Source organism: Dechloromonas denitrificans, from assembly GCF_020510665.1.
Taxonomy (GTDB): domain Bacteria; phylum Pseudomonadota; class Gammaproteobacteria; order Burkholderiales; family Rhodocyclaceae; genus Azonexus; species Azonexus denitrificans_B.
Genome location: NZ_CP075187.1, coordinates 1,961,971 through 1,977,547, shown reverse-complemented (window position 1 = coordinate 1,977,547; position 15,577 = coordinate 1,961,971). Strand labels below are relative to the sequence as shown.

Below are 15,577 nucleotides of genomic sequence, written 5' to 3'. Positions count from 1 at the left end.
CATCGCTGCTGTAAAAATCATAAGCTGAAAACGGCCAAAATCGATAAATTCACCGCTGCAAACGCAGCGAGTTGGCGACGACCGAGGTTGAACTCATCGCCATTGCAGCGGCCGCGATCATCGGGTTGAGTCGGCCGGCTGCGGCGACCGGGATGGCGATGACGTTGTAGCCGAGCGCCCAGAACAGGTTCTGGCGAATGATCGCCATGGTCCGGCGTGACAGGTCGATACCGGCTGCAACGCGGGCGATATCGCCGCCGACCAGCGTGATGTCGGCCGATTCGACGGCAATGTCGGCACCGCCGCCGATGGCAAAACCGACGTCGGATGCCGCCAGTGCCGGCGCATCGTTGATGCCGTCGCCGATCATGCCGACCTTTTCGCCGGCTTCCTGCAACTGGCGAATGGCCGCCAGCTTGTCGGCCGGGGTGCAGCGGGCCAGCACATGGTCGATGCCGACCTCGCGGGCGACGTGGCTGGCGACGGCTTCGAGGTCACCGGTCGCCATCACGGTTTTCAGGCCGAGGCGATGGAGCAGCGCGATGGCTTCGCGGGCGCCCTGGCGGGCCTGGTCGGCGATGGCGAAAATGGCGACCGTATGGCCGTCGACCGCAGCAAAGACGGGCGTCTTGCCCTGTTCGGCCAGGCGGTGCGCTTCATCGGCCAGCGGCGCACAGGCAATGCCCATTTCGTCAAGCAGGGCGGCATTGCCGATGATGATGTCCAGCCCATCGACCTGCGCCGTGACGCCGCGCCCCGGGTGGGCGGCAAAGGATTCGGCGACCAGCGTGTCTTTCCGGCGCGGCTTGCTCCACTCGGCCAGGGCGCGCGCCAGGAAATGCTCGGAACCCGCTTCGGCCGCGCCGATCAGGCTGGCCAGCCGGGCTTCGTCGACGCCGGGTAGGATGAAAGTGTCGGTGACGACCGGCTTGCCTTCGGTGATCGTGCCGGTCTTGTCGAAAACGATGGTGGTCAGCTTGGCCGCCGTTTCGAGCGCCTCGCCGTTGCGGATGTAGATGCCGCGCTTGGCGGCCTGGCCGGTGCCGACCATGATCGCCGTCGGCGTGGCCAGGCCAAGGGCGCAGGGGCAGGCGATGAGCAGGACGGCGACGGAATGGGCCAGCGCGGCGGACACCGGGGCGCCGGCCATGGCCCAGCCACCGAAGGTCAGCGCGGCAATGCCGCCGACAGCCGGCACAAAGCGCGCCGAGATGCGGTCGGCCAGTTTCTGCACCGGCAGCTTGCTGCCCTGGGCCTGATCGACCAATTTGACGATGCCGGACAGCACGGTGTCGCCGCCGACGGCGGTCACCGTCATGACGAAACTGCCGTTGCCGTTCAGGCAGCCGCCGATCACCTTGTCGCCGGCAGCCTTCGCCACTGGCAGCGATTCGCCGGTGATCATCGCTTCATCGACCGAGGAAGCGCCTTCGAGCACGCAGCCATCGGTCGGAATCTTGTCGCCGGCCCGCACGCGCAGGCGGTCGCCGATCTGCACGTCGTCGATGGATACTTCAAATTCGGTACCGTCGGCCTCGATGCGCAGCGCCGTTTCCGGCTGCAGTTCGATCAGCTTGCGGATCGCTTCGCCAGCCTTGCCCTTGGCGCGTTCTTCCATGTAGCGGCCGAGCAGCACGAAGGTGCAGATGCCGGCCGCCGATTCGAAATAGACGTGATGGTGCATCTTGAGCACGCCAGGAATGCTGTAGGCCCAGGCGGCGCCGGCGCCGATGGCGATCAGCGTGTCCATGTTGGCCTCACCCTGCTTGGCCAGCATCCAGGCCTTGCGGAAAATGCTGTTGCTGCTGCCGAACAGGATGGCCGACGACAGCGCGAACTCCATGACGCGCAGGGCAGGCAAACGGTGCATGGCCATGCCGGAAATCATCACCGGCACGGTCAGGATGGCGGCCTGGATGAAGCGTTTCTTGGCTTCCTCGACGCGTTCCTTTTCGCGCTCGACGATCAGCCGGCGCTGGGCCAGCGTATCCATCGGCCGCGTCGAATAGCCGAGTGCGCCGACGACTTTCGACACCGCCTCGCGGTCGATGACGCCATTGACCGTCACCGTCTCGGCGGCGAAATTGACCGAGGCGTAGCGCACGCGCGGGTCGCGCTTGAGCTTCATTTCAATGAGCAGGGCGCAGGACGCGCAGCTCATGCCTTCGATGGCCAGCGAACATTCCTGCACCGGGCCGTCGACCGGCACGGCAACGACCGGCGCCGTCTTGGGCGCGGCGATCAGGTTACCGAGCACGGCGTCCAGCGTTGCCAGCAAGCGCTCTTCCGGCAAGGTCGCCGGGTCGTATTCGACGACCAGCGAACCGATGTCGGCGACGATGCGCACCTCCTTGATGGCCGGATGCTTGCGCAGCAGGATTTCCAGGATGTAGCAGCGCTCCTGCTCTTTTTCGAGCGAGGGGGCCAGCACCCGAAGGCGGCGGCGCAGGCGGTGGGCGATCCGGAAATGCTTGGGGGTCACTTGGTTTTGCGGTAACGAACGAGCAGGAAGACGAGGTAGAACACCGTCAGCCAGGCATTGCTGTTGGCCACCGGGTTCTGCAGCCAGCGCTTGGTGATCAGGTCCCAATGGACACGGATCAGGTAGAAGGCGACGATGTCGTTGAAGAAATTGGTGATCGCCTTCTCGGTCAGCGCGCTTTCGACCATCGGCTGGAAACGCGCTTGCAGCGAACCTTCGGGCGGCGGCGCGGCCGGGATGATGATCGCCTTGAGTTTGTCGAGCAGCGGCTGGAAGCCGTTGTTCAGGTCGATGGACGGGGCGGCTTCCGGTTCGGCAGCCGGCGCTTCGTCCAGCGGCAGACCGGGCAGCAGGCTGAACAGGTGGCGGGCGACCTCGGGCGTGCTCAAAATCTGCGCATCGAAGCGGATGGAAATCCGCTTCCAGCCACGGTCGACCGCAGCACTGCTCAGACCATCCAAGGTTTTCATGCCGGCTTCGATAGCGTCAACGGCGGTTTCACCGCAGATTTCAGGTGGCAGTTCGAGGTGCAGGTAGCCCAACGAGCGGTGCAGGACGACGATGCGTTGTGCCAATTCGGCGATTTGCATCATGCACTCTCCATCAAGCTCGTGGGCTTGCGCTGGCCGGCGGTGGATTGCCCTCGAATTTTTCCTGGGTTTCAGCCATCAGGTCGTTGAGGTTTTCCTTCTGATGCAGCGCAAATTCCTTGCCCATGCCCGTTGCCTTGGACAGGCCATCAACGATTTCCTTCTGGTACTTGAAGAGCAGGAAACCGGCCGCAATACCGCCGGCGGCACCAACTGCCAGCAAGGCCAGTGGGTTGTGCAGTACGGCCCGGCTGAGCAGACCCTTGCCGGCGGCAAATCCAGCACCGGCCATCATCGCCCCGGTAGCCATCGGCTTGCTCATCATGTGGCCGGCCTGACTCATCATGTGCGGCATTTGCTTGATCATTTCTTCAGTCATCATGGTCGTTTCCTTTCAGGATTTCTTGTCTGCATTCTGGTTATTTTGAACCGGCGTTTCCTTGATGTCATGCAACATCTGGTAAATCCCCTGGCAGCCCTCGCAGCAGAACTGGTATTGCTTTTCCGGCGTATTGAGCACGAAGGGCTTGACCCCGACGTCGAGGCTGCACAGGTCGCAGGCGCGGTTCTCGCTCATTGCAGCAGCGCCTGGGCATGGCGGGCGAAGGTGGCTTCATCAGCCTCTCCGACGATCTTGGCGCGAACGATACCCTTGCTATCGATGAAGAAGGTGGTCGGCAGGCCAACCACGCCGTAGCTGCGGGCGATGGCCGAGTTTTCGTCGAGCAGGGCGGGGTAGGTGACGCCAATCTTCTTGATGAAGGCATTGATCGTCGCCTTGTCCTGCCCGGCGTTGATGGCCAGCACCTGCAGCTTGCCCTTGTTGGCCTGATAGACCGTTTCGATGGCCTTCATTTCACCCTCGCAATACTTGCACCAGTCGGCCCAGAAACGGATGACCAGCGGCTTGCCGAAATAGGCAGCGGGGAAATGCTCGGCCCCGCCATCGGCCCGGAAAGTCTGGAAGGTGGGCGCAATGCTGCCGATGTTGACGTTGGCCTTGGGCGCTTCCTTGCCGCAGGCACTTAGAAACAGGGCGAGAATCAGGAGAAAAATGCGCATCTCAATGTTCGATCAGGATCAGGTTGGAGGTCAGCACGAACCAGGTGGCCAGCGCCGTGAACAGAATATAGCCTGCCACGGTCAACCCGGAAAAACGGCGGGAAACGGCAGGGATGATCCTGGCCAGACTCGGCACCCGGGCGAACGGCTGCATGGCCCCGGCGCCCAGCCCGGCGGCCGTGGCGACGAACAGCGGGACATAGAGCCAGTAGCCCTGGTAGTCGTATTCCGGCTTCAGGATGCAGAACGGGCAGTGGTGGTGGGGATGCTCGTAGATGTAAAGCGAAATGAAGGACAACACGCCGGTGATGGCCGCCACGAAGCCGCCGGCACTGGTCAGCGCCAGCAGGTAGCCGCTGGTCCGTCCCCCCCGTTGCCAGTGCCACGAGGCGACGCCGATGGCGGCCACCATCGCGCCATAGAACAGCCAGATGGCGGTCAGCGGTTCGAGGCCGGAGGCTTCGGCGGCGATGGTCTTGGCGTCGCCGGAGAACAGGCTGCCGCAGCAGGAGGTGATTACATTCGCCTTGAGACCGGAGAAATACTGGAACTCCAGCCAGAAAGCGGTGGCCAGCACGGGCAGCAGGAGCAGTAGCAGGCCGTACTTGATGCGCACCAGCGGGTAATCGCGGGCCTGGGTATCGACGTAGTTTATGGCCAGCCACATGGCAGCCAGGAAGAAGATGGCCATCTGCGTGATCAGCGACGGAAAACCGTAGCCATTGACGTTGAGCGTGCCGACTGCGCACATGGCACCGACGAACATCACCGATAGCCGGTCGGCATTGAAGACGAAGAGCAGCAGCGCCGCCAGCTGGGCGAGCATGACGAAGGACAGCAGCGTCGAGAACAGGTAGGTACGGCGTTCGAGCGCCAGTTGCCGCTCGGAGCCGCTGTTGATGTCCCAGTGGCGGATGACCTGCACGGCGAAGGGTGCAGCGGCGAGCAGCATCAGGACCGCGACGCCGGCGGCCATGAGCAGCGCGATGATGGCGGGTTGGAAGAGCATCAGAGCCTATGAAGAAATCGTAGCGAGCGGTCCGAGTGCGAGGCGGACGGAGCGCAGCGACGAGACATATCAAGTGGATAGGCGAGGAGCGAGCACCGCCCAACGAAGCAATCGGATCGCGCAGTAGATTTATTCATGGGCTCTCAGGCTTCGGTCAGCCGGCCGTCGCGCATACCGACGACGCGATGCACGGCACTCGATTCGACGACCAGTGGATCGTGGCTGGTCAGCAATACCGTCTTGCCGGCGGCGGTGAAGCCTTCGAGGATGGCCATGAATTCCTTGGACAGCGCGGTGTCGAGGTTGGCCGTCGGTTCGTCGGCGATGATCACTTCCGGGTCGTTGATCAGGGCGCGGGCGATGGCGACGCGCTGCTGCTCGCCGCCGGACAACCATTCGACCTTGGCGGCGCTGCGGTGGCCGAGCTTGAGCTGGTCGAAGATGCCGCCCGCCTTCGTGACCAGTTCGCTGCGTGGCCGGCCGGTCGGGAAGGCCGGCAGGATGACGTTTTCCAGCGCCGAAAGGCCCTTGATCAGGTTGAACTGCTGGAAAATGAAGCCGAAGCTCTGCCGGCGAATATCTGTCAGGAAACGCTCGGGCAGGCCGGAAATATCCTCGCCCTTGAAGCGCACGCGGCCGCTGGTCGGGCGGCTCAAACAGCCGACGATGGTCAGCAGCGTGGTCTTGCCAGACCCGCTCGGGCCGCGGAAGGCGGTGACCTTGCCGGCCTCGATATTCAGGTCGATGCCGTGCAGCGCCCAGTATTCGTTGGGCTGGTTCTGGTTGAAGGCTTTCTTGATATTGCTGAGTTCGATCATCGCATCACCGCATCAGGGTCGGTGATTGCCGCCCGCCAGATCGGCACCAATACTGCCGCCGTGTAGGGAAACACCGTGAAGAAGAATAGGGTGGCGATCTGCAGGCCGTCCACTGCCGGCACCAGCGTGAATTTCGGGTAGAGCACCGACCAGCCCTTGAGTACCGGCTCGAAAATCGCCGCACCGAAATGGAAGACATGGAGGTAGGCGGCGATGAAACCGAGTAGGAAAGCGGTCAGCGAAATGAGCAGGCCCTCCCAGGTCTTCATGCGGATGACGTCGCCGGTTTCCCAGCCGATGGCCTTGAGGATGCCGATTTCACGCTTTTCCTCGGCCGACAAGCCGGACGCCTTCTCCCAGGCGAGGATAACGAAGGCGAGGATGGCGCCGGCCAGCACGGTCAGGATGATGCCCTCGCGCCAGTCGAAGACGCTCTGATAGGTGCGCAGTACTTCCTCGCGCAGGATGGGGCGGGAATCGGGCAGGGCACTCGACAGCTTGGCGGCGACGGTGCGGACTTCCTGCGGATTGGCCACCGATAGTGCGATGTCAGTGTAATGGCCATCCGGGTATTCGAAGAACTTTCGGAAGTCGTTTTCGGAGAGCAGTACCAGGTCGGCTGATAGCAGTTCCGAGTCCGGCGACAGTACGGCTGAAACTTCGAAGGTAAACAGTTTGCCGGAGTAGGATCGGAAGGAAATGGTGTTGTGTGCGACCAAGCCGCGCTCGCGGGCCAGTGCATTACCGACCATGATCTGACCGTCGGCGACCTCGTCGGCCGGCCGGGCCATGAAGGTGTAATTGGCGTTGACCACCGGGTCGTAGTAATAGCCCCAGAGCCGGCCTTCCTTCTTCTGCACGCCGCGAATGCGGCCGATCTTGTCAAGGTAGCCGGACGGGATCAGGTCATGCCGGCCGGCCACCATGCGTTGCAAAATCACCTCCGGCGAACCGGCCAGGACGAAGGTGGCCTCGCTGCGCAGGGCGTGGGTGAATAGCGTCAGCGAGGCGAGCACGAAGACGAGCAACGTGTAGGCCAGCAGCAGGCCGATGTTCTTCGTCTTGCGCCGGGCCAGCGAGGCCAGCGTGAAATCAATCAGGTGACGTTGTTTTTCCAGCCAGAGGCGCATGGGTTTTCGTCAGTAAGGCCGGGGGAGGAAAGATTGACCCGGTTGGAAAGTGGTCGAAGGCACCCGGATGATCCTGCAAGGCCGAATGTAGGTCAGCCTGGCTTGGGTGGCGGGTGTAACGGGCTTCGGTGAACAAGGCTAGATCTGTTAGGCCGACTCTTTCGGCCAGCGCACGATTGGCCTGCAGTTTTTCATGATTTGCTGCGGTCGACCGCCAGGATAGGCCCAAAATCAAAAGGCAGGTAACCATCAATATGGCCAGCAGACTCAAAGCCACATTCGATGAGCGCATCAAAAAAGCTTTCGGACAGTGGCAACGATTTTCTCGTTCGATGCGCCCAGTTCAAGAACCGACGCCAGTTTGCCGTCAGGGCCGACAACGTAAGTCGAAACCGTGTGATCGACGGCGTAGCTGCCATCCGGCTTTGGTGCCTGCTTGACGTAGCCAGCACCAAAAGCCTTGGCAAGGGTTGCCAGTTGCTCAACTGTTCCGGTGACACCCAGCATTTCCGGGTGGAAGAAGGCAGTGTATTCCTTGAGGTGCTGCACAGTGTCACGCTCGGGATCGACCGAGATCATGAGTAGCTTGATACGGCTGCGTTCTTCAGTATTCAAGGTCTTCAGTACTTGCCCTCCAGCAGCCAGAGAGGCTGGACAGACATCAGGGCAATTGGTGTAACCAAAATAGATCAGCAACACCTTGCCGCGTAGTGTTTTGGAGTCAATTGGACCATCGGCAGATTGCAGAACGAAGTCTGCCCCCATCGGTAGCTTTGGATCACGATCGGGCGTCCCGTTCCGTATCAGAAGGGTTATACCTAGCAACAGGGCAAGGCTAAAAGCCACGCCAACCAAAATGTATTTTTTCATGGGATGCAAGTGCAAGATGCAGACATGCAGTCTGCTTGTGTTGGTGCAACCTTGATCGTGATCAGATCAGAACCGGTTTGCTGCTCGCATCAAGGCACCACGCAAGGCAATAGTCACACTTGAACCGAGCCCAACGCGTTGGGCTACCGCGGGAAGGATGATCAATGAGGCCAGGGCAAAACCTGCGCCAAGAAGCAGAGAAGCCATTTCCGGCTGGTTTTGAGTGTTTTGTTTTTGGTTCATGGCGCTCTCTCCCAAAGGCACGAGGCTTCATGCTAACCAGTTTGAACTGCACAGGGTATGCGACATATTGTCGCAGTCGGAGGTCTGCTAGCTTTTCTGGGAGCCAAAATCAACTACATAACCGCGAGTCAGATGCACGCCATTGATACGTGTTGTGGCTAGAACACCACTTCTCTCCAGTCCCTTGATGATGCGTGAAATGGTTTCGGAACGCAGATCGGTAATATCGGCAATATCCTGACGCGCTGGCAGGACAAGCTGGCCGGTCTTGTCAGTCAGCATCTGAATAAGACTGATGACGCGGCCAACTGCCTGGCCGCCGCGCAATGCCACAAGATCGGCCGCACGTTTTTGTGAAATGGCCAGCGAAGCAAGCAGTGACTCACCTGAGAGTGCGCCTTCGCCCTCTGGCCAGGGTGTCAATTGACATTGGGTGAGCGCTAACGCATTGAAAGTATAGGTGCCAAAGAGCATGGTTTCACAACCAAGGATGTCACCGGCAATAGCCAGGCTGGCAAAGCATGGCTCCTTTTCGGCATTCATCGTGTCAAGGCGAATCACACCGTTGCGTACGCGCCAGGCCAAGCCGGCATCGTTTGCCTGATAGATCGTTTCTCCCGCATCCAATGTCCAGGTACATCTCATATTTAATTTTCCGGGCCGAGAATTCCTGGGCCGGGTGCCGTGGATACCTCGGTGGCATTGATGTTCGCCAACACAAATTAACTTTCGTTATCGATAAACCATTCAATACTACGGTGAATGCCAATTTGTGCGATGTGGCAAATTGTCGCGCGACAATTTGTCTGGTTCACACCAGTTGATGACGGAGATTAGGATATTGCACATTTTGTGCTGCCATCTCCCGTTTTTAACCCCCGTGAAAGCCATTGGAAGAGGTCTATCGCTGGTTTGCCACGTATCGGAAGCGCCATCTTCCTACGGGCATGAGCTCAAAATAACTGTTCTGAGGAGCTGTGATGCTGGTTGAACCTGACGCATGGAAAAAAGAAGTAGCTGGTGGTTGCATCCCGATTGAAACTGTCTTTTTTGTGACTAGTCTTATCCGTGCTAAGCGGTTCTATAACCGGATCTTCAAGAGCAAGCCGGATCATAGTGATCTCCTTGGCGGCACAGTACGATATTCGCTAGCAGAAGGCGCCGTCAGGTTGAAAACTATCAGGAATCGGGTTGTCGTTGCGGTCAATGCTGAGTTCCAGATTCCGGTGGATGATTTCCTCTACGAATATCAGCGCCTCCAATCGCTTGGCGTCGAGCAGATTGGTGCGGTGATCGAAAATCAGCATGGTGAAACATCGATGCAAATTACCGATGAGGATGGAAATACCCTGACCATTGTTGCCAGAAGTGCTTCCGTGCCTGCCGGTTAGAACCAAATAAGGCCATGCCTAGTCTTGATGGCGGATTGGTTCCACGGGGCTGTTCGCCTAGCATGACAGCGATTATTGATCGGGGTTTTACCCCATGGAAGGATTGCATGGACGGCGATCAGATACCATCAGGACTGGAGCTTGAACTGACGGATGAGGACATCCTCGATGCCTTGGCTGCAGTACCGGGCTATATCGATATTTCGACGGAGGATTTTCGTACGGTTTACCACCTGGCCTGGCGTCACGCCCTGTTGCGTTTGCAGGCCGGGCAGCGCAGCGCTCCAGAGGATGGTGAATCTTGAAGATGGAAACGCGGCGGAGCGAGTATTTCCGCAAAATGCGTGGCACAACGCGTGGTAGTCCGCCGCGTGTCAGCAATGAGGAAATCGTGCTTTCCTGGCTGGGTTCGTTCATCGGCATTGCAACTCTGGGCCTGATTGGCCAGCGGTTTTTTGCCGAGGGAGATCTGGTCTTGCTGATTGGTTCGTTCGGCGCTTCCGCGGTGCTGGTTTTCGGGGCTGTCCGCAGCCCGCTGGCGCAGCCAAGAAATTTGCTCGGTGGTCACATGCTGTCGGCGCTGGTGGGTGTCGTGTGCTGGAAATGCCTGTTCTTCATGCCCTGGCTTGCCGGTGCGCTGGCTGTTTCGACAGCAATCGCGCTGATGCACGCGACACGGACGCTGCATCCTCCCGGCGGGGCAACGGCCTTGATTGCCGTGATCGGCTCAGCCGAAATTCATCGCCTGGGATTCTGGTATGCCCTGGTGCCAGGTTTGATCGGACCTTTGATCATGCTGGTGGTCGCCTTGCTGTTCAATAATTTGCCGGTTTCCCGGCGCTATCCGGAAATCTGGTTTTAGCCTGGATTTTTGCGTGCCGCCTTTCTGATCTTGGTCAGCTCTGCGAAAATGCTGCTTTTCCCCGCCAGGTGTTCGCATGATTCAAGGCCAGTTCCGTTATTCCATTCTTCAGGTGCCTGTGGAGATCAGCCCGCTCAAGTTTCGTGCTTATGTGCGCAAGGAAATCGAGGCGGTTCAGGCGACGGCCAAGGACGAAGAAGACATCATCCTGGTGCGCCTGTTTGTCCTTGAAAAAATCCTGTTCGGCTTGGGGATGAAGAAGATGGACAGCATCCTGCACAGCCTGGTTGGCAAGTGCCCGAACATTCAGCGCATCGAACTGGAGCCGCTGTTGCGGCCGCTGACGGCCGAGGAAATGCAGGAGGCGGCGGACGATGCGCAATCCACCTTGCAGGCTTTGAGCCAGCAGGTCATGGCGTCCGGCGGGCAGTTGCGCCCGGCCAGTTGAACCCATTTGCCGGGGCGGGTGAGATAGCTGACTGATTTCCGGCCAAGCCGCGTATCCTTGTTGCCCGCGTCAGCTCCACCTTATTCATGTCCACTGCGCTTTCCCCCCGTTCCGAACGTTTTTTCCTGCTGACCCTGGCCGGCATCCAGTTCAGTCATGTGCTCGATTTCATGATCATGATGCCGCTCGGGCCGATCCTGATGGCGGCTTTTGGCATCGGTACGCATGAGTTCGGCTTGCTGGTTGCGTCCTACAGTTTCAGCGCCGCCGTCTCGGGTATTCTCGCCGCCACCTTTGTCGATCTCTTCGAGCGCAAGCGCCTGTTGCTGATCAGTTTTGCACTGTTTGCGCTGGCGACGCTGGCCTGTGGTCTGGCGCCGGGCTATTCGAGCCTGATGCTGGCGCGCGGACTGGCGGGCGTGTTCGGCGGCATCATGGGCGCTCTGATCCACACCATGATCGGCGACGCGATCCCGTTTTCCCGGCGGGCGAGGGCGAGCGGCATTGTCTCCAGTGCCTTTTCGATTTCGACGATTGCCGGCGTGCCGTTGTCCTTGTGGCTGGCCAATCATCTCGGCTGGCGTGCGCCCTTCGTGCTGATTGCCGCGTTCAGCGTATTTTTCCTGATCGTCGGCCTGCGTTTCCTGCCGGAATTGCGCCATCACCTGAGCGAGGAAAAGCGCGCCCATCTGCTCTCGGCCACCTTCAGCGTGCTGGGCGATGCCAACCATCTGCGCGCCTTGCTCTTTTCCGCGCTGATCATTTTTTCCGGCTTTACGGTGATTCCCTACATCACCGTCTATGCAGTGAATAACGTCGGCATCGATCAACATGATGTGCCCATCGTCTATCTGTTCGGCGGCTTTGCCACCTTCATCAGCGCCCGCCTGATCGGCCATTGGGCCGACAAATACGGCAAGGTCGAGGTCTATCGCCGGGTCGCGCTGCTCGCCACGCTGCCGCTGCTGGTCCTGACGCATGCCGGCATCTGGCCGTTGTGGGCCTGGCTGATCTGCTCGACCAGCTTTTTCGTGCTGACCTCGGGGCGCATGATCCCGGCCATGGCGATTATTGCTTCATCGGCCCAGCCCAAGCTGCGCGGCACCTTCATGTCGCTCAACGGTACGGTGCAGTCACTGGCCATGGGCCTGGCGACGACGCTGGCCGGTTTTCTCATCTCGCTGGATGGCAGCGGCAAAATTATCGGTTATCCGCTGGTCGGCTACGTTGCCGTCGCAGCCAATCTGCTGGCCATCTGGTTTGTCTCGCGCATCGTCATGCATGGGCGTCACGAGTAAGGCCGGGCGAGCGTTGTCGGCCCACATTCTTTGGGAGAGTTCATGAATCAACCGGCTTACTGGATCTTGCGCTGCGAACACCGCCTGCTAATGGTTTCGGGCCAGGGCGAAGATGCAACATTTCCATCGGCAACGGCCGCTGATTTCGGTCATCTGCCCAATGCGCTGCAGGTTGGCGAGTTGCACGGTTTGCCGTGTTTCGCGGTCGACGTAGCCCAACACCCAGAAATCGATGGCGGTACGGCGACGCATTTGCGGGCTGTTTTTCAGCTGGCCGGGCCGGAAATTTTTGCGCTGGCCGGGCGGGCGACGCAGTTGCTCGATTGGCAGAACAACCATCGGTTCTGCGGCAAATGCGGTACGCCAACCGAACTCAAGACCGGTGAGCATGCCATGCAATGCCCGGCCTGCGGTCTGCTGGCTTATCCCCGCCTGTCGCCGGCCATCATGGTGCTGGTGCGTGACGGCGAAAAACTGCTGCTGGCCCGCAGCCCGCATTTCAAACCCGGCGTGTTCAGCGCCCTGGCCGGCTTTGTTGAACCAGGTGAAACGCTGGAAGAATGCGCCCGGCGCGAAGTACGCGAGGAAGTCGGCATCGAAATCGCCAACCTGCGCTATTTCGATAGCCAGCCATGGCCGTTTCCCAATTCGCTGATGATCGCCTTCTTTGCCGATTATGCCGGCGGCGAGCTCATGCCCGATCCCGCCGAAATCGAAGCGGCAGCATGGTTCACCGCCGATGCGCTACCTATCCTGCCAGACCGGATCAGCATTTCGCGGCGCTTGATCGATGCTGCCCTGGGTTAAGCACGTTTCAGGCTGATTATCGCGGTCGACCGCGACAATCAGCCTGAATTCAGCGAATCCTCAGCGCCTGAGAAAGGCCGAGGCGAGCATCGGCCATTGGTGCAGGCCGAGGCCGAGCGTGATCAGGCCGGCGCCCAGCCAGACGCGAGGTTCGATCATCTCGCCGTTCAGCACATTGCCGAGAATCAGGGCGATGACCGGGGTGATCAGCGTAATCAGCGATACCTTGCCGGCATCCATGTGCTTGATCACGTAGTAGTACAGCGCAAAACCGAGTACCGAGCCAAAAATCCCGAGATAGACGATCGCCGCGCCGGCGCGTGGGGGGATGTCGGTTGGTATCTGCCCATCAACCAGCCACCAGGCCAGGATGAACAGTGGCAATGCGACAAGCAGCGTGCCGGCCGTCGTGGCCAGCGGCGGGCTGTGATCGCCGATGCGCTTGACGCCGACCAGGCTGGCTGAATAGAGGAAGACGGCAAGCAGCAGGGCGGCAATGCCGAGTACGGCCTGATGTCCCGAGACTTCATGGCCGGTAGCAAAAATAAGTGCCAGACCAAGGATGCCGAGAGCCATGCCGATCAGCTTGGCCGGACGCAATGCGCGTTCGCCCAGCCAGAACACGGCGAGTACGCTGGTTGCCAGCGGCGTCAGTCCGAACAGGACGGATACCAGCCCGGAATGAATGTATTGGGCGCCCCAGTAGGTGCTCAGCATGGCGCCGAACATGCCGAGCCCGCCGACCAGGTAGCTTTGGCGTGCCTTGCGGTGGAGTGGAAAACCAATGCGCCAGACAACGATCAGGACAAGGGCAAGGGTGGCGCCGATCAGCATGCGGGCCATGACGGCAAAGGCAAAACCGGTGCCGAGCGCACTCCATTGAATGGCGAGCGGGGTGGTGGACCAGATGGCAACAATCGTGAAATAAGCAATCGGAATAGGCATGAACGTTCTTTCGTCAATCAATCGGGGGAGGTGGGTTGCCTGGCATGCCGGTTGCGGCTTTGGGCCAGCAAAAGGCCGGGTTGCGACGAATCATTCGGTCGATTGGACGTAGGGTGTGCATGGTGTTCTCCTTGGAAAAAGGCAATAAAAAAGCCGCGGACCTGAGGGTTTCGCGGCTTTCGGATGGGTAATGCTGAACTTGCTACATGACAACTCCGGTGGCCTCGAAACCATGGCGCGCAAACCAGCGGCGCAGTAGCGCGCAGCGGGCAGTCAGCAAGGCAGATTTCGGGAAGGAGTGCATCGCTTCAGTGTAGTGGCCGGGCTTGGAAGGCGTCAAGCTGGATTGTCCGGACGCTGGATGAACGCCAGGATTTTTTCCGGCGGGCGGGCAATGACAGCTTTGCCGGCTTGAACAAAAATCGGTCGCTCGATCAGGTTCGGATTTTTCGCCAGCGTGGCAATCAACGCCGCTTGCGTGTGTGCCGGATTGTCCAGATCCAGCGCGCTGTACTCGGTTTCCCCCTTGCGCATCATGGCGCGGGCATCGGTCAGGCCCAGTTGGGCGAGCAAGGCAGTCAACTGCTCGATGCCTGGCGCTTGTTCAAGATAAGTGATCAGTTGCGGCTCGATCCCGTGCGCCTGGAGCAGGGCGAGTGCCTGGCGGCACTTCGAGCAGCGTGGGTTGAAATAAAGTTGGGACATGGGCTGTATCACCGGTCAGATATCAATGACAAGGCCGTGATTGTCGCCCGAAAACCATCCGGCAGCGAAGTTGAAATTCCAGCCGGTTGCGCTAAGCTTCAGTCTGAATCTACCGGAGTTTGTTGTGAATCTTTCGTCCCTCTCTTCTGCAAGCTCGCTGTATGGCGCCAATGCGATCAGTTCGCGGGTGTCGGAGGCGCTCGCCAGACCGCAAGCGCGGCTGGAGCAGCAGGCCGAGAGTACGCGCGTCCAGTTGAGTGCTTACGGGCAGGTGCGTTCGGCTACGGCACAGCTTGAATCAGCCGCCAGCAAGCTGCAGGAAAACAAGCAGCTTTCCAGTGTCGATGGACTGACCAAGGCGGTTCAGGGCTTTGCCGATGCGGTCAATGGCCGGCTTGCCACGGTCAACCGGGTTTCCGGCAACGATTCGGCAAACCGGACAAGCGGCGTTCTGGCCGATGATGGCAAGGTGCGGGCGGCCAATAACGAAACACGGCGCACCCTTGAAGGGGTCAATGGCAGTAATCGCGATGCGCTGAAACAGATCGGCATTACGGTTGCGCAGGATGGCGGCGTCAAGGTCGATCGTCAGGCGCTGCAGAATGCCTTTGCGGCAAATCCCGATCAGGTCCGCCAGACGCTGAACAGCGTCGGCCAGCAAGTTGCCCGGCAAAGTACGCAGCAGTTGTCGGCCACGGGGTCGGTCAGTGCGCCGATCAACCGGCTCAACGAGCAACTGGGAAGCATCGAGCAGCGTCAGGCTGACAACCAGTCGCGCATCGAGCAGTCGCAGCAGGCCGTACAACAACGTGATCGCCAGATGGCGCAAGCCCAGCAGGCAGTCCAGCAGGGGTTTGTCTTTACTGGCATTCCGGCTTACAACCGTATCTTTTCCAGCTGATTTTCTGCCATCCGGT

At 59.9% G+C, this 15,577-nt stretch carries 21 protein-coding genes; 7 read left to right on the top strand and 14 right to left on the bottom strand.

Going from position 1 to position 15,577, the window contains the following annotated elements:
* Positions 1-49 precede the first annotated feature (49 nt).
* The 11 genes from KI614_RS09325 to KI614_RS09275 form a co-directional block, all read right to left on the bottom strand.
* Positions 50-2,482, bottom strand: coding sequence for a heavy metal translocating P-type ATPase (locus tag KI614_RS09325; protein ID WP_226404978.1), 2,433 nt, complete (start codon positions 2,480-2,482; stop codon positions 50-52).
* Positions 2,479-3,075, bottom strand: coding sequence for a hypothetical protein (locus tag KI614_RS09320; RefSeq protein ID WP_226404976.1), 597 nt, complete (start codon positions 3,073-3,075; stop codon positions 2,479-2,481). Before KI614_RS09320 ends, KI614_RS09325 begins: the two co-directional genes overlap by 4 nt.
* A 10-nt stretch (positions 3,076-3,085) precedes the next feature.
* On the bottom strand, positions 3,086-3,454 hold the full coding sequence (locus KI614_RS09315; RefSeq protein WP_226404974.1) for a hypothetical protein: 369 nt from the start codon (positions 3,452-3,454) through the stop codon (positions 3,086-3,088).
* 12 nt (positions 3,455-3,466) lie between these two features.
* Positions 3,467-3,649: a heavy metal translocating P-type ATPase metal-binding domain-containing protein gene (locus KI614_RS09310; protein WP_226404972.1), complete on the bottom strand. Its 183-nt coding sequence runs from the start codon at positions 3,647-3,649 to the stop codon at positions 3,467-3,469.
* Positions 3,646-4,134, bottom strand: coding sequence for a TlpA family protein disulfide reductase (locus KI614_RS09305; RefSeq protein WP_226404970.1), 489 nt, complete (start codon positions 4,132-4,134; stop codon positions 3,646-3,648). Before KI614_RS09305 ends, KI614_RS09310 begins: the two co-directional genes overlap by 4 nt.
* Position 4,135: 1 nt before the next feature.
* Positions 4,136-5,143: a hypothetical protein gene (locus KI614_RS09300; protein WP_226404968.1), complete on the bottom strand. Its 1,008-nt coding sequence runs from the start codon at positions 5,141-5,143 to the stop codon at positions 4,136-4,138.
* A 143-nt stretch (positions 5,144-5,286) separates the two neighbouring features.
* Complete coding sequence (locus tag KI614_RS09295; RefSeq protein WP_226404966.1) at positions 5,287-5,961, bottom strand: ABC transporter ATP-binding protein; 675 nt, start codon at positions 5,959-5,961, stop codon at positions 5,287-5,289.
* Positions 5,958-7,091, bottom strand: coding sequence for an ABC transporter permease (locus KI614_RS09290; protein ID WP_226404963.1), 1,134 nt, complete (start codon positions 7,089-7,091; stop codon positions 5,958-5,960). The genes KI614_RS09295 and KI614_RS09290 overlap by 4 nt, the downstream gene beginning before the upstream one ends.
* Before the next feature lie 291 nt (positions 7,092-7,382).
* Positions 7,383-7,961: an SCO family protein gene (locus tag KI614_RS09285; protein ID WP_226404961.1), complete on the bottom strand. Its 579-nt coding sequence runs from the start codon at positions 7,959-7,961 to the stop codon at positions 7,383-7,385.
* 66 nt (positions 7,962-8,027) lie between these two features.
* Positions 8,028-8,204, bottom strand: a complete 177-nt coding sequence (locus KI614_RS09280) for a hypothetical protein (RefSeq protein WP_226404959.1) — start codon at positions 8,202-8,204, stop codon at positions 8,028-8,030.
* 87 nt (positions 8,205-8,291) lie between these two features.
* Positions 8,292-8,849, bottom strand: a complete 558-nt coding sequence (locus KI614_RS09275; RefSeq protein ID WP_226404946.1) for a Crp/Fnr family transcriptional regulator — start codon at positions 8,847-8,849, stop codon at positions 8,292-8,294.
* A gap of 335 nt (positions 8,850-9,184) precedes the next feature.
* Between KI614_RS09275 and KI614_RS09270 the strand changes: the two genes are divergently transcribed.
* The 6 genes from KI614_RS09270 to nudC all read left to right on the top strand — a co-directional run bounded on the left by KI614_RS09270 (position 9,185) and on the right by nudC (position 13,010).
* Entirely contained in the window at positions 9,185-9,595 is a 411-nt protein-coding gene (locus tag KI614_RS09270) for a VOC family protein (protein ID WP_226404944.1), read from the top strand.
* 107 nt (positions 9,596-9,702) lie between these two features.
* Positions 9,703-9,900 carry a hypothetical protein gene (locus KI614_RS09265; RefSeq protein WP_226404942.1) on the top strand — a complete coding sequence of 66 codons (198 nt, stop codon included), beginning with the start codon at positions 9,703-9,705 and terminating at the stop codon, positions 9,898-9,900.
* Positions 9,901-9,902: 2 nt separating this feature from the next.
* A complete protein-coding gene (locus KI614_RS09260) occupies positions 9,903-10,457 on the top strand; it encodes an HPP family protein (RefSeq protein WP_226409289.1) in 555 nt (184 codons plus the stop codon).
* Positions 10,458-10,533: 76 nt separating this feature from the next.
* Positions 10,534-10,905 (top strand): hypothetical protein, encoded by a 372-nt coding sequence (locus KI614_RS09255; RefSeq protein ID WP_226404940.1) that lies wholly within the window; start codon positions 10,534-10,536, stop codon positions 10,903-10,905.
* 86 nt (positions 10,906-10,991) lie between these two features.
* Entirely contained in the window at positions 10,992-12,203 is a 1,212-nt protein-coding gene (locus KI614_RS09250) for an MFS transporter (RefSeq protein ID WP_226404937.1), read from the top strand.
* 42 nt (positions 12,204-12,245) lie between these two features.
* Positions 12,246-13,010 carry an NAD(+) diphosphatase gene (gene nudC, locus KI614_RS09245; protein WP_226404935.1) on the top strand — a complete coding sequence of 255 codons (765 nt, stop codon included), beginning with the start codon at positions 12,246-12,248 and terminating at the stop codon, positions 13,008-13,010.
* Positions 13,011-13,070: 60 nt separating this feature from the next.
* Here the strand turns inward: nudC and KI614_RS09240 are convergent, their stop codons facing one another.
* The 3 genes from KI614_RS09240 to arsC form a co-directional block, all read right to left on the bottom strand.
* Positions 13,071-13,955, bottom strand: coding sequence for a DMT family transporter (locus KI614_RS09240; protein WP_226404921.1), 885 nt, complete (start codon positions 13,953-13,955; stop codon positions 13,071-13,073).
* A gap of 202 nt (positions 13,956-14,157) precedes the next feature.
* Positions 14,158-14,295 (bottom strand): hypothetical protein, encoded by a 138-nt coding sequence (locus KI614_RS09235; RefSeq protein ID WP_203466834.1) that lies wholly within the window; start codon positions 14,293-14,295, stop codon positions 14,158-14,160.
* A complete protein-coding gene (arsC, locus tag KI614_RS09230) occupies positions 14,292-14,660 on the bottom strand; it encodes an arsenate reductase (glutaredoxin) (RefSeq protein ID WP_226404919.1) in 369 nt (122 codons plus the stop codon). Before arsC ends, KI614_RS09235 begins: the two co-directional genes overlap by 4 nt.
* A gap of 124 nt (positions 14,661-14,784) precedes the next feature.
* Between arsC and fliD the strand changes: the two genes are divergently transcribed.
* Complete coding sequence (gene fliD, locus KI614_RS09225) at positions 14,785-15,561, top strand: flagellar filament capping protein FliD (RefSeq protein WP_226404917.1); 777 nt, start codon at positions 14,785-14,787, stop codon at positions 15,559-15,561.
* The last annotated feature ends 16 nt before the right edge of the window (positions 15,562-15,577 follow it).

Excerpts from the sequence above, each read along its gene's own strand:
- KI614_RS09320 (WP_226404976.1), bottom strand. The coding sequence starts at position 3,075 with ATGATGCAAATCGCCGAATTGGCACAACGCATCGTCGTCCTGCACCGC.
- KI614_RS09315 (WP_226404974.1), bottom strand. The coding sequence starts at position 3,454 with ATGATGACTGAAGAAATGATCAAGCAAATGCCGCACATGATGAGTCAG.
- KI614_RS09310 (WP_226404972.1), bottom strand. The coding sequence starts at position 3,649 with ATGAGCGAGAACCGCGCCTGCGACCTGTGCAGCCTCGACGTCGGGGTC.
- KI614_RS09305 (WP_226404970.1), bottom strand. The coding sequence starts at position 4,134 with ATGCGCATTTTTCTCCTGATTCTCGCCCTGTTTCTAAGTGCCTGCGGC.
- KI614_RS09300 (WP_226404968.1), bottom strand. The coding sequence starts at position 5,143 with ATGCTCTTCCAACCCGCCATCATCGCGCTGCTCATGGCCGCCGGCGTC.
- KI614_RS09295 (WP_226404966.1), bottom strand. The coding sequence starts at position 5,961 with ATGATCGAACTCAGCAATATCAAGAAAGCCTTCAACCAGAACCAGCCC.
- KI614_RS09290 (WP_226404963.1), bottom strand. The coding sequence starts at position 7,091 with ATGCGCCTCTGGCTGGAAAAACAACGTCACCTGATTGATTTCACGCTG.
- KI614_RS09285 (WP_226404961.1), bottom strand. The coding sequence starts at position 7,961 with ATGAAAAAATACATTTTGGTTGGCGTGGCTTTTAGCCTTGCCCTGTTG.
- KI614_RS09280 (WP_226404959.1), bottom strand. The coding sequence starts at position 8,204 with ATGAACCAAAAACAAAACACTCAAAACCAGCCGGAAATGGCTTCTCTG.
- KI614_RS09275 (WP_226404946.1), bottom strand. The coding sequence starts at position 8,849 with ATGAGATGTACCTGGACATTGGATGCGGGAGAAACGATCTATCAGGCA.
- KI614_RS09270 (WP_226404944.1), top strand. The coding sequence starts at position 9,185 with ATGCTGGTTGAACCTGACGCATGGAAAAAAGAAGTAGCTGGTGGTTGC.
- KI614_RS09265 (WP_226404942.1), top strand. The coding sequence starts at position 9,703 with ATGGACGGCGATCAGATACCATCAGGACTGGAGCTTGAACTGACGGAT.
- KI614_RS09260 (WP_226409289.1), top strand. The coding sequence starts at position 9,903 with ATGGAAACGCGGCGGAGCGAGTATTTCCGCAAAATGCGTGGCACAACG.
- KI614_RS09255 (WP_226404940.1), top strand. The coding sequence starts at position 10,534 with ATGATTCAAGGCCAGTTCCGTTATTCCATTCTTCAGGTGCCTGTGGAG.
- KI614_RS09250 (WP_226404937.1), top strand. The coding sequence starts at position 10,992 with ATGTCCACTGCGCTTTCCCCCCGTTCCGAACGTTTTTTCCTGCTGACC.
- nudC (WP_226404935.1), top strand. The coding sequence starts at position 12,246 with ATGAATCAACCGGCTTACTGGATCTTGCGCTGCGAACACCGCCTGCTA.
- KI614_RS09240 (WP_226404921.1), bottom strand. The coding sequence starts at position 13,955 with ATGCCTATTCCGATTGCTTATTTCACGATTGTTGCCATCTGGTCCACC.
- arsC (WP_226404919.1), bottom strand. The coding sequence starts at position 14,660 with ATGTCCCAACTTTATTTCAACCCACGCTGCTCGAAGTGCCGCCAGGCA.